Annotated in this window: 17 protein-coding genes; 8 read left to right on the top strand and 9 right to left on the bottom strand. The window is 75.3% G+C overall.

Annotation, left to right across the window (positions count from 1 at the left end; all coding sequences use genetic code 11):
• Position 1: 1 nt before the first annotated feature.
• The 3 genes from ABZ854_RS15665 to ABZ854_RS15655 are packed head-to-tail and all read left to right on the top strand — an operon-like array spanning position 2 to position 3,053.
• On the top strand, positions 2-1,945 hold the full coding sequence (locus tag ABZ854_RS15665; RefSeq protein ID WP_361210136.1) for an HAD-IIIC family phosphatase: 1,944 nt from the start codon (positions 2-4) through the stop codon (positions 1,943-1,945).
• On the top strand, positions 1,942-2,211 hold the full coding sequence (locus ABZ854_RS15660; protein WP_361210133.1) for an acyl carrier protein: 270 nt from the start codon (positions 1,942-1,944) through the stop codon (positions 2,209-2,211). The genes ABZ854_RS15665 and ABZ854_RS15660 overlap by 4 nt, the downstream gene beginning before the upstream one ends.
• Positions 2,208-3,053, top strand: coding sequence for a 4'-phosphopantetheinyl transferase superfamily protein (locus ABZ854_RS15655; protein ID WP_361210130.1), 846 nt, complete (start codon positions 2,208-2,210; stop codon positions 3,051-3,053). The genes ABZ854_RS15660 and ABZ854_RS15655 overlap by 4 nt, the downstream gene beginning before the upstream one ends.
• Positions 3,054-3,076: 23 nt before the next feature.
• On the opposite strand, the gene ABZ854_RS15650 is transcribed toward ABZ854_RS15655, so the two are convergent.
• Positions 3,077-4,129, bottom strand: coding sequence for a helix-turn-helix transcriptional regulator (locus tag ABZ854_RS15650; RefSeq protein ID WP_361210127.1), 1,053 nt, complete (start codon positions 4,127-4,129; stop codon positions 3,077-3,079).
• A gap of 221 nt (positions 4,130-4,350) precedes the next feature.
• Here ABZ854_RS15650 and ABZ854_RS15645 point away from each other — a divergent pair, with 221 nt between their 5' ends.
• On the top strand, positions 4,351-4,521 hold the full coding sequence (locus ABZ854_RS15645) for a hypothetical protein (protein ID WP_164992264.1): 171 nt from the start codon (positions 4,351-4,353) through the stop codon (positions 4,519-4,521).
• A gap of 40 nt (positions 4,522-4,561) precedes the next feature.
• Here ABZ854_RS15645 and ABZ854_RS15640 read toward each other — a convergent pair whose 3' ends face one another.
• Positions 4,562-5,269 carry a 4'-phosphopantetheinyl transferase superfamily protein gene (locus ABZ854_RS15640; RefSeq protein WP_361210123.1) on the bottom strand — a complete coding sequence of 236 codons (708 nt, stop codon included), beginning with the start codon at positions 5,267-5,269 and terminating at the stop codon, positions 4,562-4,564.
• Between the two features lie 409 nt (positions 5,270-5,678).
• Here ABZ854_RS15640 and ABZ854_RS15635 point away from each other — a divergent pair, with 409 nt between their 5' ends.
• The 3 genes from ABZ854_RS15635 (at position 5,679) to ABZ854_RS15625 (ending at position 10,789) form a co-directional block, all read left to right on the top strand.
• Complete coding sequence (locus tag ABZ854_RS15635) at positions 5,679-6,509, top strand: metallophosphoesterase (protein ID WP_361210120.1); 831 nt, start codon at positions 5,679-5,681, stop codon at positions 6,507-6,509.
• Between the two features lie 243 nt (positions 6,510-6,752).
• Positions 6,753-10,520 carry an AAA family ATPase gene (locus ABZ854_RS15630; protein ID WP_361210118.1) on the top strand — a complete coding sequence of 1,256 codons (3,768 nt, stop codon included), beginning with the start codon at positions 6,753-6,755 and terminating at the stop codon, positions 10,518-10,520.
• Positions 10,521-10,567: 47 nt separating this feature from the next.
• On the top strand, positions 10,568-10,789 hold the full coding sequence (locus ABZ854_RS15625; RefSeq protein ID WP_361210115.1) for an MbtH family NRPS accessory protein: 222 nt from the start codon (positions 10,568-10,570) through the stop codon (positions 10,787-10,789).
• On the opposite strand, the gene ABZ854_RS15620 is transcribed toward ABZ854_RS15625, so the two are convergent.
• A complete protein-coding gene (locus ABZ854_RS15620; protein ID WP_361210112.1) occupies positions 10,754-11,656 on the bottom strand; it encodes a hypothetical protein in 903 nt (300 codons plus the stop codon). The genes ABZ854_RS15625 and ABZ854_RS15620 overlap by 36 nt on opposite strands.
• Position 11,657: 1 nt before the next feature.
• On the bottom strand, positions 11,658-11,927 hold the full coding sequence (locus tag ABZ854_RS15615; RefSeq protein WP_361210110.1) for a hypothetical protein: 270 nt from the start codon (positions 11,925-11,927) through the stop codon (positions 11,658-11,660).
• Between the two features lie 272 nt (positions 11,928-12,199).
• Between ABZ854_RS15615 and ABZ854_RS15610 the strand changes: the two genes are divergently transcribed.
• Complete coding sequence (locus ABZ854_RS15610; RefSeq protein WP_361210107.1) at positions 12,200-13,144, top strand: polyprenyl synthetase family protein; 945 nt, start codon at positions 12,200-12,202, stop codon at positions 13,142-13,144.
• A gap of 129 nt (positions 13,145-13,273) precedes the next feature.
• On the opposite strand, the gene ABZ854_RS15605 is transcribed toward ABZ854_RS15610, so the two are convergent.
• From ABZ854_RS15605 to ABZ854_RS15585, 5 genes are all read right to left on the bottom strand, one after another.
• On the bottom strand, positions 13,274-15,034 hold the full coding sequence (locus ABZ854_RS15605; RefSeq protein ID WP_361210104.1) for an AMP-binding protein: 1,761 nt from the start codon (positions 15,032-15,034) through the stop codon (positions 13,274-13,276).
• Positions 15,025-17,217, bottom strand: coding sequence for a LuxR C-terminal-related transcriptional regulator (locus ABZ854_RS15600; RefSeq protein ID WP_361210101.1), 2,193 nt, complete (start codon positions 17,215-17,217; stop codon positions 15,025-15,027). Before ABZ854_RS15600 ends, ABZ854_RS15605 begins: the two co-directional genes overlap by 10 nt.
• A gap of 485 nt (positions 17,218-17,702) precedes the next feature.
• Positions 17,703-20,381: a BTAD domain-containing putative transcriptional regulator gene (locus ABZ854_RS15595; protein ID WP_361210098.1), complete on the bottom strand. Its 2,679-nt coding sequence runs from the start codon at positions 20,379-20,381 to the stop codon at positions 17,703-17,705.
• Between the two features lie 13 nt (positions 20,382-20,394).
• Entirely contained in the window at positions 20,395-21,384 is a 990-nt protein-coding gene (locus ABZ854_RS15590; protein WP_361210095.1) for an AfsA-related hotdog domain-containing protein, read from the bottom strand.
• A 317-nt stretch (positions 21,385-21,701) separates the two neighbouring features.
• On the bottom strand, positions 21,702-23,045 hold a 1,344-nt coding region (locus ABZ854_RS15585), incomplete at its 5' end, for a LuxR C-terminal-related transcriptional regulator (RefSeq protein WP_361210092.1).

Here is a 23,045-nt window from a genome sequence, read left to right as displayed (position 1 = left end):
GATGGCGGTACTGGAGCGCGCGGCCACGCGCGGCGAGCCCCTGCGCCGGCTGCGGGACCTGGCCGCCGAGGGCCGGCTGGAGGAGGCGTACGACGAGGTCGTACCCCTCCTCGCCGAGCTGGCCGACGACCCCGGGGCGCGGCCGGGCTGGGCCCGGCGCGCCGGGCGGCTGCTCGGCCGCGCCGACCGGGACGCCGTCCTCGCCCGCCATGTGGGCGTCACCCAGGTGACGGTGGCGGTCACCGGGCAGTCGACGGTCGCGGACGTCGTCGAGCCGCTCACCGGCGAACTCGCCCGGCACGGACTGCTGTTGCACGCCGTCGTCGGTGACCACGGCGGCTGGCTGCGCGACCTCACCGACCCCGAGGACCCCGAAGGGTCCTTCCGGAGGGTGGCCGCGGACCTCACGCTCTGCCTGCTGGACGACACCACCGTCTTCGCCGAGGTGCCCGCCGTCTGGGGCCCCGACGACGTCGAACGGGCCGCCGCCCAGGTCGCGGCCCGCATCGAGGCCGTCGTGCGGCAGCGCGCGGCGGCCGGCGCCCCCACCCTGGTGCTCACGACCCTGCCGCTGCCCCGCGAGCGCACCCACCAGCTCATCGACCACCGCTCCCGGGCCCGGCTGGGCGCGGTCTGGCGGGAGTTCAACGCCCGGCTGCTGCGGCTCGGAGCCGGCACGGCGGGCCTGGTGGTGATCGACCTCGAGCCGCTGATCGCGGCCGGCGGACCGGTCGCCGACACCCGCCTCGCCCAGTACGCCGGAGCCCGCCTCGGCACCGAGCTGCTCGACGCCTGCGCCCGCGAAGTCGCGCACCTGGCACGGGCGTTGACCGGCCGCGGCCGCAAGTGCCTGGTGCTGGACCTGGACCACACCCTGTGGGACGGCGTGCTCGGCGACGACGGTCCCGACGGGATCGCCGCCGCCGGCACACTGCGCGGCGAGGCCTTCGGAGCCTTCCAGCGCGCGGTGCGTCAACTGGCGTCCCAGGGCGTGCTGCTCGCCGTCAGCAGCAAGAACGACCGTGACACCGTGGGGGCGGTCCTGCGCGATCATCCGGATCTGCTGCTCCGGGAGGGCGACTTCGCGTCCGTGCACGCCGACTGGGAACCCAAGAGCGGACACCTGGCCGCCGTCGCCGACGCGCTCGGCATCGGCGCCGACGCGCTGGTGTTCGCCGACGACTCGCCCGCCGAGCGCGCCGAGGTGCGCCAAGCGGGGCTCGGCGCCGCCGTCGTACCCCTGGACGACGAACCCGCCCTGCACGTCGAACGGCTCCTCGCCGAAGGCTGGTTCGACACGCTCGCCGTCACCGACGAGGACCGGGCCCGCACCGCCCACTACCGCGCGGCCGGGGCCCGCGCCGCCCTGCGCGCCGGGGCCGGCTCGCACGAGGACTTCCTGCGCGGCCTCGGCGTCACCCTCGACCTGTCCGCGCCGGAACCCCACGAACACGAACGGCTCGCACAACTCACCCAGCGCACCAACCAGTTCAACCTGACCGGCCTGCGCCTCACCCCCGCCGACGCGGCCCGTCTGACCGCCGACCCCGGCCGGCTGCTGCTGGCCGCGCGCACCGCCGACCGGTTCGGCGGGAACGGCCTGACCGGCGCCCTCCTAGCCACCCTGGACGGGAACACCCTGCGCCTGGACAACGCCTGGCTCAGCTGCCGCGTCCTTACCCGGGGCATCGAACACGCCCTGCTGGCAACCCTGCTGGCACACGCCCGGCACACCGGGCGGCACGCGGTCCGCGCCGCGTTCCGGCCCACCGCCAAGAACGCGCGGGCCCGCGAGCTGTACCCGTCGCTCGGCTTCGCACCCGAGGGCGAGCACGACGGGACGCTGCTGTTCCGGCACGACCTGCGGCGGCTGCCCGCCCCGCCGGAGCACGTGCGGATCACCGGGCCGCTGACCGGCGGCCTCGACAGGAGGAAGCACTCATGAGCGCGGTCGACACCCTCGACGGGTTCCTGGCGGCCATCGGCGACGAACTGGGCCTGGACGCGACCCGGGACGAGGCCCACCGCAGTCTGACGGACCTGCCCCGGTGGGACTCGCTGCACCTGCTCCGGATGGTCGCGCTGATGGAGGACGAGACCGGCCGACGGCTGCCCCTGGCCGAGATACTCCAGGCCCGCACGCTCGCCCAGATCCACGCCGTCGTCGTACGGCAGGCACAGCCACAGCACACCGCGGAGGCACAGGCATGACGGTCCCCGGCAACTCCACGCTCGGGCCGCCGCTCGGCGCACCCGTCGAGGTGGGCGTCGACGACGCCGCGTGGGACCGGGTCAGGGAGGACCTCACCGGCTGCGGGACCGCGCTCCTGTACGCCCACCGGCCGGTTTTGCAGCCCCGGTTGCCCTCCGGCGACGGGCTGCGCCGGCTCCTAGGCCGGGACTGGTCGCGCTACCTCGGCCTCGCCCACGCCGACGTCCGCGACCGCTACGCCGCCTCCCGGGTGCTGCTGAAGTCCGCCGCCGCCGCCGTGCTGCGCGGCGACCCCGAGGCCCTGGAGCTGGCGTACGGGCCGACCGGACGGCCGTACCTGCGCGGCTGCGACCAGGTCGACATCAGCCTCAGCCACACCGACGACCTGCTCTTCGTGGGCCTGACCACCCGCGGCCTGATCGGCGTCGACGCCGAACGCGCCGACCGGCAGATGTACGGCGGCGGACTCGGCCGGCACGTGTGCACCCCGTACGAGATGGTGACCCTCGCCGCCCTCCCGGAGGAGCAGCGCAACCCGTCCCTGGTCCGGCTGTGGACGCTGAAGGAGGCCTACAGCAAGGCCATCGGGCAGGGCATGCAGTTCCGGTTCACCGAGTTCGGCTTCGGCCCCGACGGCAAGCCGGTCCGGGTGCAGCGGCCCGACGGCAGCGCGGGCACCGGGGACGAATGGGCCTTCAGGACCTTCCCGCTGGCCAGCGGGTACTGCGTGAGCGCGGCCGTCTACGACGCCGGGTTCGGGACGCCGGGCGGCACCGACATCACCACCATGCTGGACGCGGACTGCGTGGATTCCATCGAGGAGGCGCTGGGGGAGGAGTGAACGTCATGCGGTCGACGCGGGCGTCAGCCGAGATCCCGCTCGGGACCCGGCCGCTGCTCCAGCATGTGCGCCAGCGCCACGTTGTACCCCGCCTGGAAGCGGCTGGTGGCCTCCAGCTCCTCGGTGATCTCCGAGATGTGCCGGCGGCAGGTGCGCACCGACATGCCGAGGCGGCGCGCGACCATCTCGTCCTTGTAGCCCTTCGCCATCAGGCGCAGGATCGACTGCTTGAGGTCGTCGGCGATGGTCGGCGCGCGCGACGTGTCCGGCACGAACGGCGTGGCGCCGTCCCACAGATGCTCGAAGACGCTGCACACGAACGCCACCAGGGTCGGCTCCCGCACGACGATCGCCCCGCCGTCCAGACCGCCCTCGCCGTCCTCGTCGTCCGCCATGTGAGTCGGCAGGAACACGGTCTCCCGGTCGTAGATGAGGATCCGGTCGATGACCTGGTCCGCGGTGCGCACCTCCACGCCCGCCGCCGTCACGTCCCGCACGTAGGCGCGCGTGGCGAGGTCGCTGCGCGCGGTGTGCTGGTAGACGACGCGCATCGCGATGTCTCGCTCCCGCATGCCGAGGGCCGATCTGCGGGCCGCCTGCAGGACATCGCCGGGGCGGGCGCCACCCGGCGCCACCGACGCCCACTCGTGACGGCAGTGCGTGCCGAGGTGGTCGAGCATCGACTGCACGGTCGTAGGGTCGGTGATGACGTCGAACGCCTCCAGCCGGTTGCGCAGCCGGCGCCCCTCAAAGTAGACGGGCGTCAGCGACATCAGCCGGCTGCGCACGTCCGTGACCGCCTGCTGGAGGTCGCGGATCTGCGTCTCGGCCGAGCTGACCAGGTCGGCGGTGGCCACGTCCGGCGCCACCGGCACCAGCACCTCGGGGCTGCCCGGCATCGGCTGCAGCAGCCGCAGCAGCGTCAGCACCTTCTCGGCGTGCTCGACCTCGGCGGGTGACAGCGCGAGACGCTCGACTATGTCGTCGCGCGTGAACCGGCCCAATTCAACAGCGTGTCCATAAGCGGCGGCGCTGATGTCGTCCAGCTCGGCGAATTCGGAACGGGAGTAATTCATTCCGCGCATCCGAGGGGTCGGGGGCCCGGGCGGAGTTGTTGCCGTGCAACTTTGGGCCATCGTCCGGCCCTTGGGTTCGGCCGATCCGATTGGAGATGGTGTTCCCGGCAGCAGGAGGTGCCAAGGGTGGACAGGGGGCTCAGGGAGTTCATGACGATCCTTCCCCTTTGGTACGCCGAGTCATCGAGTCTTCAGGGGGAAACGTGCACGCCATGACAAACATGATCAACATCGTCGCTCGTAGTGCAGCTTTGGGTACTGCTCTTGGTGTGTTGTTTACCGGTGCCATACTCTACGGCACGCATGGGGACAGCCAGGGCGCCCCCGCGCACCACGCGACGGTGGTGACGGCGACGGACCACACCGACGGCCCCGACGACCGCTGGCCGTAAACCGCGCCCACCGCCTTCTTCGCCCGCAGGCGCTCCCCGCTCAGACCGGCAGGGGGGCGCCTGCGGGCGTCCGCGCGAGCGTCGCGTGCCGCACCGCCGGTACGGCGATCGCGCTCAACACCAGCCCGTGCGTGGCCGAGAACCGCCCGCCGAGAACCCGCCGCCCCGCGCCCGGCTCGGCCGCCGGGTCGCGCAGCAGCGCCGCGAGGAACGTGCCGCGCTCGGCGTCCACCGTGAGCAGCGCGTCCTCGAACTCCAGGGTGTGCCCGGTCAGCGGGAAGTACGCCTTGTAGACCGCCTCCTTCATGGAGAACAGCAGCCGGTCCCAGCGGACCCCGGGCGCGGTGCGCAGCAGCCGCGCCACCCAGGAGCGCTCCTGCGGCAGGCCGATCGACTCCAGGATCCCCTCCGGCAGCGGCTGGTTGGGCTCCGCGTCGATGCCGAGCGCCGCGATGTCCTCCACGCGGGCCAGGGCGGCACCCCGGTAGCCGGCGCAGTGCGTCACCGAGCCGACCAGCCCCGGCGCCCACTGCGGCGCGCCCCGCAGGCCCGGGAGCACCGGCGCCGCGTCCTGGCCGAGGGCGGCCATCGCGCGCCGGGCGCACCAGCGGGCCGTCGTGTACTCCCGGCGCCGCGCCTCGACGGCCCGGGCGACCTGGGCCTCCTCGGCGGGGAAGAGGGCCACGTCGGTGCGGTCCACTGTCGTGTCGACGGCGGCGACCTCGGCGGGGAGCAGCGTTTCGATCATGGGGATCACCCTCGTGGGACGGGCCGTCTCGCGGGTCTGCGGTGCGGCTGTGTCGCCAACTTGGCCGTCGGGGGTGTGCCGGCTCCAGCGGGGAGCGGGTGGTGGGCCGGGGTTGGCCGCCCCGGGGCCCGCGAAGCGACGGTCCCTTGCTAGGTGGGGGGAGTTGTGGCGTGGGGTTGCCATGCGGTTGTCATACGGCTGCGGGCCGGTGGGGGCTTGTCGCGCCCACGCGGCGGAGCCGCAAGTCGACAGCGCCCCGCGCCCCTGAAGGGGCGATGCCGTCAACGCCCCTGAAAGGGGCGCGGGGAACTGCGCGACGAGCCGCCCACCGGCCCGCAGGGAACCGGCTGCCCCGCTAGGGGGTTTCAGGGGTACTCCCCGGATGTCGGCGCACCCTAGGGTCGGCTGAATGGCGCACGGACGACTCATGGCCATCAGCGACCTTCACGTGGCGTTCGAGGAGAACCGGCGGATCCTGGACGGGGTACGCCCCGAGGACCCGGGAGACTGGCTCCTCGTCGCGGGGGACGTGGGGGAGCTGCTCTCGGACGTGGAGTGGGCCCTCGGCGTGCTGGCCGAGCGGTGGGCCCGCGTGGTGTGGGTGCCCGGCAACCACGACCTGTGGACCGCGCACGAGGACCCCGTGCAGCTCAGGGGCGACGCCCGCTACCGCCGGCTCGTGGAGATCTGCCGCGGCCTCGGCGTGCACACCCCGGAGGACCCGTACCCGGTGTGGTGCGGCCCCGGCGGACCCGTCGTCGTGGCACCGCTGTTCCTGCTGTACGACTACTCGTTCCGCACCCCCACCGCCCGCACCAAGCAGCAGGCGCTGGAGCAGGCGTACGCGGCCGGGGTGGTGTGCACCGACGAGTTCCTGCTGCACCCCGACCCCTACCCCAGCCGGGACGCCTGGTGCCGGGCGCGGGTCGCCGAGACCGAGCGGCGGCTCGCCGGCTGCGACCCGGCCCTGCCGACCGTCCTGGTCAACCACTTCCCGCTGGTCCGCACCCCCACCGACGTGCTGCGCCACCCGGAGTTCGCCCAGTGGTGCGGTACCGCGCTGACCGCCGACTGGCACGTGCGGTTCCGGGCGGCGGCCGTCGTCTACGGCCATCTGCACATCCCCCGTACGACGTTCCACGACGGCGTCCGCTTCGAGGAGGTGTCCGTCGGCTACCCGCGCGAGTGGCGCCGTCCCGGCCACCCGAGGGACGTCCCCCGGCGGATTCTGCCCTCTTGACAGGCCGCCGGCGGGGCCGGGGGGACTTGCTGTCGTGCAGCTTTCGGTCACCGGCATGCGCCAACAGGGCCCCTAAACTGGGGCCTTGAAGGACGGTTGCCCCGCGCGAGGGAATTTCTTTGCGCTGTCTTGGGGAAGTCATGGGGACGTCTGGAGGAAGTCACGAAGAAGTCCCTCTCGGTACTCCGATAAGTTCCGGCGGATTTCGGCTTCCTTGACAACGGGGGATGTGAGGCGGCGGCGATGCATATGGACCGGAGAAATCAAATCCAGTTGCTGGAATCCGCAGTGGGAGAGGCGGTCGACGGAGCCGCCCGGATCGTGCTCATCGAGGGCGCGGTGGGCTGCGGAAAGACCGAACTGCTCGAATCGGCCGCCGAAATGGCCGTACGGGCCAAGGCGCTGGTGCTGCGCGCGGAGGGCGCGCGGGCTGAACGGAACATTCCGTTCGGCGTGGTGGCGCAATTGGCGGCGGCGGCCCCCGAGGGGGTGCTCGACGCCGTGCCGGACCTGGCGACCGCGGGAGCCGGAGGGTCCGCGCAGGCCGGAGGGTCCGCGCAGGCCGGAGGGTCCGCGGGCGCCGAGGGGATCGCGGCCCGCCAGGTCTTCGTGACCGCGGTCCAGCGGCTGGCGGCCGACACGCCGCTGGCGATCTGCGTCGACGACCTGCACCTCGTCGACGAGCCCTCCCGGCGCTATCTGCTCCACCTCGCCGGCCGGCTGCGCCGGGCCCGGGTGTTGCTGGTGTTCGCCGAGTCGCTGCACGAACGCGCCGACGACCCGGAACTCGGCACCGACCTGCTGCGCAGGCCGGGCTTCGCCCGGATCGAACTCGCCCCGCTCACCCGGGACGGTGTCGCGGCGGTCCTGGAGCGCTCCGGCGCCGGCCCGCGCGGCGCCGCCGAGGCCCACGCCCTCACCGGAGGCAATCCGCTGCTGCTGCGGGCGCTGACCGAGGACGGCGGGCCGGGACGGGCCTTCGTCCAGGCCTTCCTCGCGTGTCTGCGGCGCAGCGGCAGCCGGACCGAGGACGTCGCGGGAGCCGTCGCGGTGCTGGGCTCCCTCGCCGCAGCGGGCACCGTCGCCGGGCTGCTCGGCCTGCCGGAGGGCGAGGTCAAGGACTGCCTGGACGCCCTCACCCGGGCCGGGCTGCTGGACGGCACGGCCTTCCGGCACCCGGCGCTGCGCACCGCCCTGCTCGACCACCTGGACTCCGCCGTGCGTCCGCAGCGGCACCAGCGGGCCGCCGAACTCGCCCACGCCCAGGGGCATCCGGCCACCGACGTGGCCATGCAGCTCCTCGCGGCGGGTGAGCCAGCACCCGCCTGGGCCGGCCCGGTGCTGCGCGCCGCCGCCGACCGGCTGCTCGCCGACGGCGAACACCGCAAGGCCCTGGAGTGCCTCCAGGTGGCGCTTGAGGGCACCGAGGACCCGGCGGAGAGCGCCGAGTTGCGCACCGCGCTGGCCGCCGCCCAGCTCGCCATCGACCCGGCCGCCGCCGACCAGCAGCTCGCCGAGCCGCTGGCCGCCCTGCGCGCCGGCCGGCTCCCGTCACCCGTCGCCGCCCGGCTCGCCCGCCTGCTGGTCACCCAGGGACGGATCGACGAGGCCGGCGAGGTGCTGCGCGCACTCACGCCGCACCAGGCCTCCTCCGCCTCCGCCCATCCCCTGCCGGGCGCCGTCCCGCACCGCCCGTCCGGCCCGCGCACGACGTCGGCCGAGTACCCGGGCCACACCACCGCGAGGCCCCCGGCCCGCACCGCCGCGGACCCCGGCATACCGGGAGCGAGGCCGCCCGGGCCGTCCCCGGAGACTCCGGGCGAACCGGGCACGAGGCGCCCCGGACACAGCGTGAGCGAGCCGGGCACGAGAGCCGCCCGGCGCCCCGACGAACACCCGGACGCGCCCGCCGGGATGCCGTCCGCCCGGCCGGCGGAGAGCGGAAGCGCCCCGTCCCGCCGGTCCGCCGAGAACTGGGCTGCGTCCACCACGGCGCCGTCCCACCGGCCCGCGGAGAGCCGGGATCTGCCTGCCACGGCGCCGTCCCACCGCTTCACCGAGGGCGCGGGCGAACCCGGTGCCCCGGCGCCCGGCCGTCCCGCCGAAGCTCCGGACGCGGGCGCCCTCGTCGCGGGACTCCCGGGACGTCCCGGCGAGAACCCCGGTACGCCCGGTACGGGGGCCTGCGGCAGGTCGGCCGGGGGCCGGGGTGTGTCCGACGCCCAGCTGTCCGGCAGGACCGCTGACGACCGGGGGCTCTCGGGCGCGGGGTCGTACGCCCGGTCCGCGGAGGGGCGAGACGTGTCCGACGACGGGCTGTCGGGGAGGTCCGCCGAGAACACCGGTGTGGGGGCGTACGGCCAGTCCATCGAGGGGCGGGGCAGTTCCGGCGCCGGCTTGTCGGGCAGGTCCGCCGATGAACGGGGGCTCTCGGGCGTAGGGCCGTACGGCCGGTCCGTCGACAGGCTGGGCGTGGCCCGTGCGAGCGTGGGCGGGCGGTACTCCGAGAGCCCGGGCGTGGCGGGCGGGAGGGGCTTCCGGCGGTCCGGGGAGGGCGCGGTCGCGCCGCAGCAGCGCGTTGTGCCGGACGGGCACGCCGCGTTCCCCGGGGCGCCCGGCGCCGACGCCGCTCCCGGCGAGCCCGGTGTCTGGGACGAGTTGCGGGGTGTGCCGTTGCTGGACGGACTGTCCGCCTTCCCGCACTGGGCGGCGCGGCCCGCACCCCCCGTCGTGCCCGCCCGGCCGAAGGAGCGCGCACTGTCCGGGGCGCAGGCGCAGGCGCAGGCGCACCGCGCCCCCGCCACCCCGCACGGGCCGGGCTGGGCGGTGGCCTTCTGGGGCGTCCCGGAGTGGGAACGCTCCACCCGCGGCACCGAGATCGCCGAGGCGCTGCTGCGGCGCACCAGCCCCGCCGAGACCACCCTCGCACCCGTCCTGCAAGCCCTGCGTGCCCTGCTGCACCTCGACGGTCCGCGTCGCGCGCTGCCCTGGACGCAGACCTACCTGGACGAGGCCGCCCGACGGGGCGCGCCCGGCTGGCAGGCCGTGTTCGCGCTCACCCGCGCCGAGGCCCTGCTGCGCCAGGGCGACCTGCCCGGGGCCGAGCAACTCGCGCTGGAGGCACGCTCGCTGGTGCCCGAGCACGACGACAGCCTGTTCCACAGCTGGACCGGTGCCACGCTGGCCGCCGCCCGCACTCCCATGGGCCGGCACGACGACGCCGGCCGCGAGGTGTGCCGCCCGCAGCCCGAGGGCCTTGCCGGAACGTTCCAGCTCCTGGCCCACCTCAAGGCGCGCGGCACCTACTACTTCGCCACCAACCGCTACCAGGCCGCGCTCGCCGACTACCTGGACATCGGCCGTGCCATGCGCCGCTGGGGCATCGACCGGCCGGTCGTGCTGCCCTGGCGGACCCTCGCCGCCGACGCGCTGCTCCAGCTCGGCGAGGTCCGCCAGGCCGCCCGCCTGGTCGCCGACCAGCTCGCCTCCCGGGACATCGCCCACCCGTGGGTGAACGGCCTCACGGTCCGTCTGAAGGCGGCCCTCGCCGAGCCCGCGGAGCGCCCCGCGCTGCTCACCCACGCCGTCGACGAGCTGCGCCGCTCCGGCGACCGGCTCGAACTCGCCCGCGCCATGGCCGACCTGGCCGAGGCGTTCAAGGAGTCGGGCGATCCGGGCCGGGCCACCATGGTCAACCGGCGCGCCTGGCAGCTGGCCAAGGAATGCGGCGCCCAGACCCTCAGGGAGCGGATCCTGCCCGGCCGGGCCGCCGCCGACGCTCCCGACGCCGCCCGCCACGCCGAACTCGACGCGAAACTCAGCGAGTCGGAGAAGCGGGTCGCCCTGCTCGCCGTGCACGGCCACACCAACCGGGAGATCGCCCTGAAGTTGTACATCACCGTCAGCACGGTCGAACAGCACCTCACCCGCGTCTACCGGAAGCTGAACATCACCCGCCGCCAGGACCTGCCCGCCGACCTGCCGTTCAGCGAGGCCCTGGACCTCGCCTGAGAGGGCGCGTCCCGGGTTCCGCCGTGAGAGAAGGAGAGACCACCACCATGAGCGGTACGCCGTTCGAGAAGCCCGGCGCCGAGTACCTGGCGCTGGTCAACGACGAGGGCCAGTACTCGGTGTGGCCCGCCGCGGCCGACGTGCCGGCGGGCTGGCGGGTCGACCTCGCCGCCGCGCCCCGGCAGGCCGTACTCGACCACATCGACCGCCACTGGACCGACGCGCGGCCCGCCTCACTGCGGGCCGCCGACGGGCAGCCGGGCCAGTGACGCCCGCGCGTACACCACCTGGCTGCCCGGGACGATGAACAGCGACTCGCGCAGCGCGGAGGCGGACTCGGTCGTCAACTCCTCGACCGTGTCCGCCTCTTCGCGCATCAGCGCGCGTTCCAGCTCGAAGTAGTACAGGTTGAACGCGTCCACCTGCCGCTGGTACAGCCACCAGCGGCGGGCCTCCTCGGCCGTGCCGTGCTCGCGCAGGTACGCCGCCGTCAGCTGCTCCTCCAGCCGGTGCGCGAGGCGCTCGGAGGCGAGCCGGGTGCGCAGACCGGTACCCGGGCGGGCCCGCTCGTAGAGGCAGTGGCCCAGCTCGTGGGCGACCCCGGCGAGGGCGCCCAGGGTCGGCCCGTCGGCCCCGAGGATCACGGCGGCGTGCGCGGGGCCGACGGTACGGAACGGTGTGCCGCGCTCGGCCAGCGAGGACTCGGCGAGGATGCGCAGCACCGGCTCGCGCCAGGGCCGCAGCTCCGCGAGGCCGGGCAGGATCTCGGCGGCCGGGGCGTGCGTGGGATGGCTCAGGATCAGGTCGTCGGCCGGCAGCGGCAGGGGCAGCTCGGCCAGGTGCACCAGCATCGAGCGGCGCAGCGGCAGTACGGCGGCGTACCGGGGGGCCGCGAGGACCTGGCGCACCTGACGGTGCGTGACGTCGAACAAGCGCCGCACCCAGGCCAGTCGCCGCAGTGCGGCCAGCCGGGCACGACGCTCGGTGAGCAGCTTCTCGATCAGGTCACCGGTGCCGAGGACCGCCTCCCGCTGCAGGCGCCGGCGCTCGTCGCGGTAGGCGGTGACGGCGTGGGGGTCACCGGTGAGGTCGGCCTGCGGGGCGGGCGGGCGCGCCCCGCCCCGCTCAGGCGCCACGTCAGTTGTTGACGTTGTCGTTCGAGTTGTTGTTGGAGTTGCTGTTCGCGTTGTTGTTGCTGTTGTTGTCGTTGGCGACGATCGACAGGTCCTCGGCGAGGGCGTTGAGGTCCGTGGCGGTCACGCTCTGCAGACGCGGGGTGTCGATGTCGTCGTTCATCATCGCGTTGTTGATGTTGTCGATGTTGTTGTTGCTGATGTTCGCGTTGCTGTTGGAGTTGTTGTTGCTGTTGTTCGACATGGAGTTGTTCGCCGGGGAGTTGTTCGCCATGGGATCTCCTGAGGACGAGCGTGGGGCCGGGCCGGTGCCCGGTCTGCGTGTCGAGCAGCGCCTCCATACAGCACCACCGCGCTAAAGCGGCGGATGGCTTGTGGCAAGCGCATGGCAAGGTCGCGCCGCCGGACGCCCCGGCATGGCAGGACACGGGGACGTCCCCCGCGAAAGCGCAGGCGACGCGGGGGCGCCCTCGCATGTCGCCGTTGTGGTCACCTCACGCAGGAAGCAGGGTCGGTCGCAGAACGTAACCCCCGCAGGAGGTCGCCATGCTGACGGAACACGACCCCAAGGCAACCGCCCCGGCCCGCCGGCGCGAGGACATGCTGGACCGCGTCGAGGCGAGACTGCGCGCGGTCCTGGGCGACGAGTACCGCCGGCACGCGGGGCACGCGCGCGCCGCCGGTCTCGTCGAGTCACTGGCCGAGCTCGTCGCGGCCGGCGGCGAACGGGTCCGCCCCGTCGTCCTGCTCACCGGCTACCTCGCGGCCGGCGGCGACCCGGACGACGAGCGCGCCGTCGACGCGGCCGCCGCCCTCGAACTCCTCGACACCGCCGCGCTGCTGCGCGCGGACGAGCACGACGGGGTGGCCGTACGGCGCGGCATGCCCGCCCTGCACGTGGCGCATGCCGCCGAGCACGAACGCGGCGGCTGGGGTGGCGACGCCCGCCGGCACGGCGCGTACGCCGCGACGCTCGCCGGCGACCTCGCCCTCGCCTGCGCCGGCCGGCTGACCGGCGGCGCCCTGACCGGCGCCGCACGGGACCACTGGGACGAACTGCGCGCCGACCGGTCCATCGGCCTGTACGCCCGCGAGGCGATGACCGTCGCCTACCTCGACGACCCGTGGCCCGGCCGCTGTGTCTCCGGCTGCGACAGCGGCTGCCGCGCCGGGTGGTACGCCCTGCGCGCACCCCTCCTCATCGGCGCGGCCCTCGCCGGCCGCGCGGACCTCACCCCCGCCTACGAGTCGTACGCCGCCGCCCTGCACGCCGCGTGGCGCCTGCGCGGCTTCCTCGACGGCGGCCCCGAGTACGCCTGGGAGGCCGACCTGCTCCGCGAGATGCTCCTCGACGGCGAGGAACGGGACGTGGCCGAACGCATGATCCGCGACCTGGTCAAGAGGGCGTCCCGCACCGCCGCCGACGCCTCCCTGCCACCGGAGTGGCGCACAGAACTGGTGACCTTCGCCTCCCGGGTCGCGGCGGTGTGAGACGGGCGCCGCCTGGACCGCAGCCGTCGGCACACGCGCTCACGCGGTTGCGGGCGGCCGTCCCGGCGGGGCTCACGGCCGGGCGGCCTCGCCCGGGTACCGGCCCCGGCGCGGCCTTCTGCGGGCGGGTCAGTCCGGTGCGACCGGGCGGGGCCGGGGTGTGCCGGGGCGCAGGCGGGTCAGCCAGGTGCGGAGGGCTTCCTTGCGGAGGCGGCCCTGGGTGTCACGGGGGAGGGAGCCGACCAGTTCCAGGCGGGTCGGCAGGAACGCCTCCGTGAGCCCGGCGCGGGAGAGATGCTCGCGCAACTCCACCAGCCCCGGCGGCTCCTCCTGGAGCGCGGGCACGACCACGGCGCACGGCATCTCCCCGTACGTGGCGTCCGTGTACTCCACCACGGCCGCCTCCCCGACCCGTGGGTGCGACCGCAGCGCGGCCTCCAACGCGTCCACCGGTACGACGAACAGCCCGCCGGTGCGTTCGTCGGCGCGGCCCACCACCGTGACCTCGCCGGGCCGCCCAGGCAGCGCCGCGTCCCCCGTGTCCAGCCAGCCGTCCGACCGTTCCCAGGCCGCCGTCACCGGTTCCCCGTGCCGCCAGGACGCCGTGGCGACCGAGGGCCCGCGCACCGCCAGCCGTCCGTTCCGCAGCGCCACCTCGAGTCCCGGGAGCGGGCGCTCCCCGGAGCCGTCCGACAGCGCGCCCAGCCCCGCCTCGGGCGACCCCCACACGTCCCGCACCCGCACGCCCAGTTCGGCGCGCAGGTCCCCGGGCAGCGCGGGAGGCGTGTCCACGCGGCCCCCCGTCAGCGCCAGCCGCAGTCCCGACACGTCCCGGCGTTCCTGCCGCTGCGCGGCCAGCAGCTCGGACCAGAGCGCGGGCGTGGCGTACACCCGGTCGACACCGGCGGACTCGACCAGACCGAGAAAGACCCGCGGGTCCCACACATCCTGGAACACCCCGGTGCCACCGGCCGCCAACGGCCAGCACACCGAGTAGAGGAGCGAGGCGAGGGAGGTGAGGGGGAGGGGCGTGGCGAACACACCGGTCACCGCACCGGAGGTCGTACCGGGGGCGCCCGCACACCCCTCCCCGACCGCACCCCGAGACCCGTCACCGGGCTCGCCCCCCGCCCCGGGCTCCGGCTCTCTCGACTGGGCCGCGAATCCCGCGTACAGGGTGTTGGCCGTGTGCAGTACCGCGCCGTGGTCCTCGCCCATGCCCATGACCGTCAGCAGGAGCGCGGGGCGGTCGGGTGTGGCCAGGGAGAGGGGGAGGTCGCGGCCGTGCGGGCCGCGTTCGTGTGCGGTGCGCAGGAAGTACGTCCCGAAATCCACCGCCCCCGTCGGCCCCGCGTCCCCGACGACCACCCGGCGCCGCAGCCAGGGCAGCCGGTGCGCGAGTTCCGCCAGCACCTCGGCGTGGCCGTACTCCTCCCACCGGTCCGGCACCACGCACACCCGGGCCCGCGTGTCCGCCAGGATCCGCTCCAGGTCGGGCGCCCGCACCCCCGGCAGCACGGGCACCACCACCGCGCCGATCCGCCAGCAGGCCAGCGCGAGGGCCGCCGCCTCCCACCAGTTGGGCAGCTGCACTGCCACCGGGTCGTTCTCCCCGACCCCCAGGGAGCGCAACGCGGCCGCGAAACGGTCCATGCACAGGGCGAGCCGGGCGTACGACACCGTGACCGTGCGCCGGTCCGGCGGCAGGTGGGCGCGGTGGCCGACGAAGGCGGGACGGTCGGGGTGCGCCGCGGCGGTGCGCAGCACGTCGTGCACGAAACCCTCGGCGCGCCAGAGCCCGGCCGCGCGCCACCGCCCGGCGACGGCCGCGGGCACGCTCGACCCGTCCGGCAGCGGGACCGGGCCCGCGTCCCGGCCGGTCACGTCCACCGGCCCACCGACCACGCCACCTGCAGGCGGGAGGTGCAGCCCAGTCTCCGCATGATCTGCCGTACGTGGTTGACGACCGTCCACTCCGAGATGTCGAGCCGGGCCGCTATCTGGCGGTTGGTCAGCCCCTCCGCGACCAGCATCGCCACCTGCACCTGCCGGGGGGTGAGCGGCTGCGCCTCCGGGGTGGGGACGGCCGGGCGGGTGTCGGGCGCCGGAGCGGCCAGCGCCTCCTCGACCGCGGTGGCCGCCGGCATCCGCAGGCCCTCGGCCCAGGCCACGGTGAAACCGGTCCTGGACAGCCGGGAGCGCAAGGCGTCCAGGGCCTCCTCGACGGCCGCCCGGCGCGTGGCGCCGGAGGAGCTGCCCAGTGCCGTGCGCAGGGCCGCGCAGGCCGCCAGGGCGCGAGTGATCCGGGGGCCGCCCGCCGCCGCGTCGGTCCGCAGCCACAGCAGCGCCAACTCCTCCAGTGCTCCAGGGAGTTCGGTTCGCTCGTCCAGTGACCGGTACAGCTCCAGGCACTCGCGCAGGGCGGTCGCCGCGGTCCGGGCGTCGTCTCGCTCCGCGGCCACGGCCGCCGACTCGCGCAGCGCCGCCGCCAGCCCGCGGGCGTCCGCCACCCGGCGATGCGTGTCGAGCCCCTTGTCCAGGGCGTCCTGCGCCTTGCGCGTGTCGCCCTGCGTGCGCAGCGCGGCGGCCAGCGCGACCGCCGTGTCCGCCGCCGGAGCGGCCGCGCCCAGCGACTCCAGGGCGGTCAGCGCGGGGCCGAGCGCCGCGACCGCGCCCGCCGGGTCGCCGTGGCGGAGCAGCGCGAGGCCCATCCGGGCGGTCACGAGTGCCGTCTGCCGGCGGTCACCGAGCCGCTTGCACAGGGCGAGGGCCCGGCGGTGCCGCCGTACGGCGAGGTCGGCGTCGCCGAGGGCCAGCGTGAACGTCGCGGACAGGTCGACGAGGCGGGCCCGCAGCGGTTCCGGCAGCGAGGGCCGCGTGCCGGCGCCCTCCGGTGCCGGTTCGTCCTGGCCGAGCGAGTCGCACCACTCCACGCCGGTCCGCAGGTGCCCCTGCACCAGCCAGGGCAGACGCAGGGCGAGGACCAGCGAGGCCACGTCCTCGACGGCGCCGCACTGCCGCAGGCGGCGCAGCGCGACCACGATGTTGGGGTGCTCGGCGGCCAGCACGCGCAGCCAGTGACTCTGCCGGGGCCCGGTCAGCCGGGGCTCGACGGTGGTGACCAGGTGCCGGTAGGCGGAGGCGTGCCGGTCCTGGGCCGCCTCCAGCAGCCCGTCGGCGGCGAGTTCCTCTCCCATGTGGGAGCGCACCGGCTCGGGCACCGCGAACCGCGGCTCCCCCTGCTCCTGGTCGAGGGCGACGACGAGGCTCCGGTCGAGCAGCGCGTCGAGGACGGCGTCCGTCTCCGCCCGGGGCAGGGGTGAGACCCGTTCCAGCATGGGCAGCCCGAACCCGGGCTCGAACACGGCCAGATGGCCGAGCAGCGTCAGCTCGTCCCGGCTCAGACCCGCCACCGCGGACTCCGCGAGCGTGGCGAGCGAACGGTGCCGGGCCGGAGCGTGCGCCGGCCCGCCGGACAGCGCGGTCAGCGCGCCGCCACGGTGCCGCAGCCGGGCCAGCAGCACCTGCGGCGTGAACAGCCGCAGCCGCCCCGCCGCCAACTCCAGTGCCAGCGGCAGCCCTTCGAGCAGCACGCACAGCGTGGCGACGGCGGCGGCGTTCTCCTCGGTGACGGCAAATCCGGGTACGACGTCCCGCGCGGCCCGCGTGAACAGGGCGGCCGAGGCGTTGCCGGCCAGCTCACCGGGATCGTCGCACGCCCCGGCCGGAACCGGCAGCCGGCGCACGGGAAGCAGCAGCTCACCGGCGATCCGCAAGGGCTCCCGGCTGGTCGCCAGCACCCGCAACCGCCCCCGGGGGGTGAGGAGTTCGGTCAGCATGGTGGTCAACGGCTCCCCGTGATGGTCACAGCCGTCGAGGACCAGCAGGGCGTCCGCATCCCCCGGGATCCTGCGAAGTTCGGCGGTCAGCCGCAGCACGGTTGCCGCGGCCTCGTCCGCCGACGCGGCGGGTGCCAGATCGGCGGTCCGCACCCCCCGGAACTGCCCCGGCGCGGGCTCGAAGGCCCCCGCCAGCGCGCTCTTCCCCACCCCGCCGGGCCCGGTCAACGTCACCAGCCGAGCCCCGACGTCCCCCAACCGCCCCCCAAGCCCGATCAGTTCGGCCTCCCGCCCCACAAGAGGGCGCCCCCCACCCACCAACCCCGACCGCATGCCCAAAACCCGCGGAGCCCGCTCAACAACGCTCATGCTCTCCCCCTGAAGGTGGCTCCCCCCACACTCCCCCCCACCCCCAAAGCCCGCCTTAAACCCACCCCCAGGAACACGCCGCGCCAACGCCCACTTGTCAACCCGGCCAGCACCAACCCCCAGGGGCGCGGGGAACTGCGCGAAGGGCACCCGTCCCAACACCAACTTGCCACCTTGGCCAACACCCACACCCTCGGGGCGCGGGGAACTGCGCGAAGGGGCGCCCGTCCCAAGCGGCCGCCTCTGAACTCGGCCAACACCCACACCCTCAGGGGCGCGGGGAACTGCGCGACAAGCCACACTCAACCGGCCCCCGAACAACGACGCACCCCACCCCACCCCGCACCGAACTACGCCGCCTCCGCCACACCCCTCAACCGCCACACCCCAGGCCGCACCTCCACCGCCGGTGCAACCACCCCCGACTCACCGAGCCGCCGCAGGCACCTGCGGGCATACGCCTCCAACCGCCGGTCCCGCAGCGCGACCGCCAGCTCGCGGCACGCGGTGAAGCGGGCCACGGCCGTCACCGCGTCCCCGAGGTCCAGCGCGAGCAACGCCCCAGCACGCAGCGCGTCGAACCGGGCCGGCGAACGCTCCGGAAGCGCACCGAGGGCGATGTCGAGCAGCACACCCGCCTCGTCGTACGCCCCCGCGTCCAACCGCACATCGGCCAGCCCCACCAGCGCCCGCCCGTGCTCATGCTCGTCCGCGCACCCCCGCGCCGCCCGCACGGCCGACTCGTACAGCTCCTCGCAGCGCTCCAACTGCCGCTGCTGCCAGGCCAGATCACCGAGCGAGCGCAGCATCCGCGCCTCGCCGGCCCGGTCCCGGGCCCGCCGGGCCGCGTCCAGCCCGAGCGTGTGCGCGGTCCGCCACAGGGGCCACGCGGCGTGCGATTCGAGGCTGCCGGACAGGGCGTCGGCCAGCCGCAGCGCCGACGGCCAGGCACCGTGCGCGTGCGCGGTGCGCAGGACGCCGACGAGGGCCGGCAGATCGGTGCGCGGGGTGGTCGCGGCACCGCCCGGAACCGGCCCGGTGTCCGCGTACGCCTCGGCGAGCCGGCCCGCCGCGTCCCGCGCCGAGTCCTCGGGCTCGTGCCGGGCGAGCAGTTCGACGGCGAGCAGCCGCAGCAGCGGGTGGAAGCGGTAGCGGCCCGACTCGTCGGCCTCCAGCAGCCGTACGTCGACGAGGCTCTCGACACCGCGTCCGGCCGCCTCGGCGCCGAGCCCCAGCACGGCTGCCGCCGAACCGGTCTCGAAGGGGGCGTCGGGCAGCAGGGCCAGCAGCCGGAAGGACCGCTGCTGCTGCGCCGTGGCCGCCGCGTACGCCGTCAACAGGACGTCCCGGACGTCTAGTTCACCGACCCGCAGCGCGTCCAGCCGGTCGCGTGCGTCGCGCAGCCGGTCCGCGAGGGTCTGGAGGGTCCAGTGCGGACGGGCCGCGAGCTGCGCCGCCGCGCTGCGCAGCGCCAGCGGCAGCCCCCCGCAGAGCGTGGCGACCTCGGCTGCGGGCCGCCGCGCGTCGTCGGCCCCGACCGCGCCCCGACCGTGCCCGACGAGCCGTCGTACGACAGCGTCCCCGGCCGCGACACGTGGCCGTACCGACCCGTCCGACCCATGCGACCCACCCGGGTCGTCCGGGCCGGACGACCCGGACGTGGCCCCCGGCCGGGCCCGCCCGGAGGCGGTGGTCAGCAGGGCGCGGGCCGCTTCAGGCGGAAGGGGGGCCAGGGTCACCGTGCGGACCGCGGCGAGGGACGCCGGGGTGCGGCGGATGGTGACCAGCGCCCGGCAGCCCTCGGTCGCCGGCAGCAGGGGACGCAGCTGGGCCTCGGAGGCGGCGTGGTCCAGGACGAGCAGCAGACGGCGGCCCGCCAGCAGCACGTGCAGGGCGTCCCGCAGGTCCTCCACCGCCTCCGGCAGCGGGCCCGTCTCGCCCGCCCGCCGCAGCAGCCGGGTCAGCGCCTGCGCGGCGGTCAGCGGGCGGCCCGGCTCCGGCTCCAGGTCGAGGAACAGCCGGCCGTCGGGGAACGCGTCCGCGCAGCGGTGCGCGGCCTCCACGGCCAGGGCCGTCTTGCCGACCCCGGGCATCCCGGCGACGGCCACGCAGGTCCCGGCCGGCGCCGACGTCAACAGGGCTACCACTCGGGCGAGTTCCGTGTCCCGGCCGGTGAACGCCGGGTCGGCGCTGGGCAGCGCGACGGGCCGGCCCCGGGTCTGCGCCACGGTGACCGTGCCGGTCGGCGCGGCCTCGTCGACCAGCAGCCCGGCGTCGCCCGCCAGGATCCGGCCGTGCAGCCGCTGCAGCGCCGGGCCGGGCTCGATCGCCAGCTCCTCCACCAGCGTGTGCCGCAACTGCGTGAACACGCGCAGCGCCTCCGCCTGCCGGCCCGACCGGAACAGCGCCAGCATCAGATGCCCGTGGAACTCCTCGCGCAGCGCGTACCGCGTCGTCACCGACTGGAGCTCGGCGATCAGGTCCCGGTGCCGGCCAAGTTCCAGGTCGGCCCGGATCCGCTGCTCCAGCGCGGCCACGCCCGCCTCGTCCAGCCGGACCGCCGCCGCGTCCAGCGCGGGACCGTGCGGGGTGTCCGACAGCAGCGGTCCGCGCCACAGCTCGACCGCCTGCCGCTGCAGCGCCGACGCCTGCGCGAAGTCACCCGACTCCAGCGCCTTGCGGCCGCGCGCGTGCAGCGCCTCGAACCGGGCCAGGTCCAGCTGGTCCGGCTCCAGGCGCAGCACGTAGCCCGGCTGCCGGGTCACCAGCGACTCGCGGCCGAACCCGTCCTCGGCGGCGTTGAGCTGCTTGCGCAGCTGCGAGATGTACACCTGGAGCGTGGTGGTCGCCGTACGCGGCGGATCGTCCTGCCACAGCTCGTCCGTCAGCGCCTGCACGGACACCACCTCGCCGCCGCGCACCAGCAGCGTGCCGAGCACGACACGGAGCTTCGCGGCCCGCGGCGTGTACGACACGCCGGGGCCGGCGCTGCCCTCGATCTCCATCGGGCCGAGGATGCGGAACCTCATGCGGACACCCGGGTCACAGATCCTGCACGACACTGGTGCGGGCCTCGGCCACCGCGCGCCGGTGCTGTGTCACCGTCAGGGTCACCGGCACCGACGGGCGCCCCTCGGCGTCCCGCTCCAGCGGCCCCGGCACCGCGACACAGCGCAGCGGCAGCCCCGCCTGCGCGTAGCCGCGGAAGTGCACGTCCCAGTCGGCGACCACGGCCCGGTCGGCGTCGACCCCGCTGGCCCGGCCCGCCGTGAGGATCGACGTCTGGCGCAGCGCCTCCAGCAGCAGCAGACCCGAGACCTGCCCGTCGTCGGACGGCGCAAGCGCCGGATTGTCACCCCGGGTGAGGATCCACGTCGTCAGCCGGCCCTGCGCCGACACGCTCGGCTCGCACACCACCACGTTGCCCGGCGACCGGCGGCCGATCTCGGCCGGGTCCACCGGCCAGCCCGCGCCGTCCGGGGCGTCGTCCAGCTCCGGCGCGGCCCGCAGGGCGCGGCGGCTGTGCTCCACGTGGTTGCGGTGCAGGGCGGGGGTGAGGAACACCAGGCCCGCGCTGCCGGTGCAGCACGGGACGTCGTCGATGCGGACGTCGACACCGAACGTCAGGCCGCGCGGCACCCCGCCGATCATGTGGTCGGGGCGGGCGGTCAGCCGCGTCGTCATCCGGGGCGGCTCGCTGTCACCGGCGCGCCAGGCCCGCAGATCGGTCAGGGCGAGCGAGAACCGGTAGAACAGCCCCGGCCGGTCACCCGGCACACCGAAGTAGCGGTGGCCGACGAACTCGCCGACCTCACGGACCTCCTCCGTGACCGATTGCGCGTCGTGGAAGTGGCCCGGACCGTCGTTGAACAGCGGGTGCCCGGTGGGCACGGCGCCGGCCAGGACGAAGTTCTCCTCGCCGCTGCTGGGCGCGTCCAGGAGGTAGTGCTCCCAGGACGTCGGACAGTGGATCAAGTGACGGGTGGCGTACGTGAGTCCCTGCACGGTGCTGCTGGTCGTGTCGACAGTCATGGTCTCTCCTCGGCGCGTTGGGAGCGCTCCCTGCTCGCAGAGCGTGGGGGAGGGCCCGTCGTGCGGCGCGCGCTGTCCCCGTGGCCGCCACGCGGACGGCCCACGCCCACAAGGGTGCGAAACCGACGGTCCCGGATGCCAGCCGGGGACGGTGGCAGCAAGTTGCACGGCAGTTAGTTGGGGTGACGCCGCTGGTGGCACGCCAGCCGCGCTTTAGTCACGCTCATGCCGGCGGCGCAAGGGTGGTGCCCACGGCACGGTCCCACCGATCCCCCCGTCACGCGGGCCGGCGCCGTCTGCCAGCCCCGCCCGGGACGTCATCCCCCGATGTCCCGGGCGGGGCCCGCGCCCACTCCGACCCAGTGCGCCACCTGGGCGCGCGAGGTGATGCCGAGCTTCTTGAAGATACGGCTGAGATGGGTCTCCACCGTCTTCGGACTGACCTGGAGCCGGGCGGCGATCTGATGATTCGTGCAGCCCTCACTGACCAGCAGCGCCACCTGCGCCTCCCGCCGGCTCAGCGACGCGGACTCCGACCCCGGCGCCGTCCCCGCCCCGTCCGCCGTGTCCCCGTCACCCCGCACCGCCGACGGCACCGTCGCCGGCGCCTCCTGTTCGAGGACGAGCCGCACCTCGCGCAGCCGGGCCTGTGCCCGGTCCCGCCACACCCCGCCCAGCGGGCGCGCCCCCCGCGCCGCCGCGCGGGCCGCCGCGAGCGCGGCGACGCCGTCACCGGCGGCGAGCCGGATCCGGGCCAGCCACAGGTCCGCGTCCACGGCCAGCGGTACACCGCCCGTCCGCCGCGCCGACTCCGCCGCCCGCTCGGCCCACCGGCCGGCCGCCGCGTGATCCTCCGCGGCGAGCCGCGCCCGCGCGAGCCCCAGCTCCAGCCGGCCCGCCACCAGCTCCTGCCCCGCCTCCCGCGCCGGCAACGACGCCGCCTCCAGCCACCGCTGCGCCGCATGCCGGCGCCCGGTGTGGAACAGCGCGTCGGCCACCCGGTGCACCGCGTCCAGCCTGCGCAGCAGCCCGTCCTCCCCGAGGGCCTCAAGCTCCCGCACAGCGGCATCGGCGGCATCGAGAGCGGCCCCGAAGAGCCCGGCGGCGGCGTAGGCGGCAGCGAGAAGCGAACGCGCGTACGCGGTGCCGGGGGTGGGCTGGGCGGGGCGGGGCGCTTCGCGGGCCGGGCCGGGCGAGCCAGGCGCCGGATGCGGTCGGGGAGGGGTGTCAGGGTCGGGGTATGGGGTGTGTGGTGCCCCCACCTGGGCCGGGGCCGAGGCTGCGGCAACCGGATGAGGATGGCGCGTGGTGTCGAGGGCCGCGGCGGGTGGGGTGAACGCCGGATGCGGCTGGGGAAAGCTGCCGACGGCGGGATCCGCGCCGGCCACTGCTTCCCGGGCCGGGTCGAGGGGTGCGGGGTCCAGGTGGTGGCGGGGCGGGGTGTCGGGCGCCGGGTACGCGGTGCGCGGTGCCTGCTCCGGTGTGCGGGCGGTCGGGGTCGGGGCCTGGGGCGGCTGGGCCGCGGTGTCGGCGTTGGGCTGTTGCGTGGTGCGCGGTGCCTGCTTTGGTGTGCGGGCGGTCGGGGTCGGGGCCTGGGGCGGCTGGGCCGCGGTGTCGGCGTTGGGCTGTTGCGTGGTGCGCGGTGCCTGCTTTGGTGTGCG

The organism is Streptomyces sp. NPDC047028 (assembly GCF_040644095.1).
Lineage (GTDB): Bacteria > Actinomycetota > Actinomycetes > Streptomycetales > Streptomycetaceae > Streptomyces.
The sequence above is the reverse complement of the archived record's forward strand: the minus strand, read 5'-3'. Positions and strand labels throughout refer to the sequence as shown.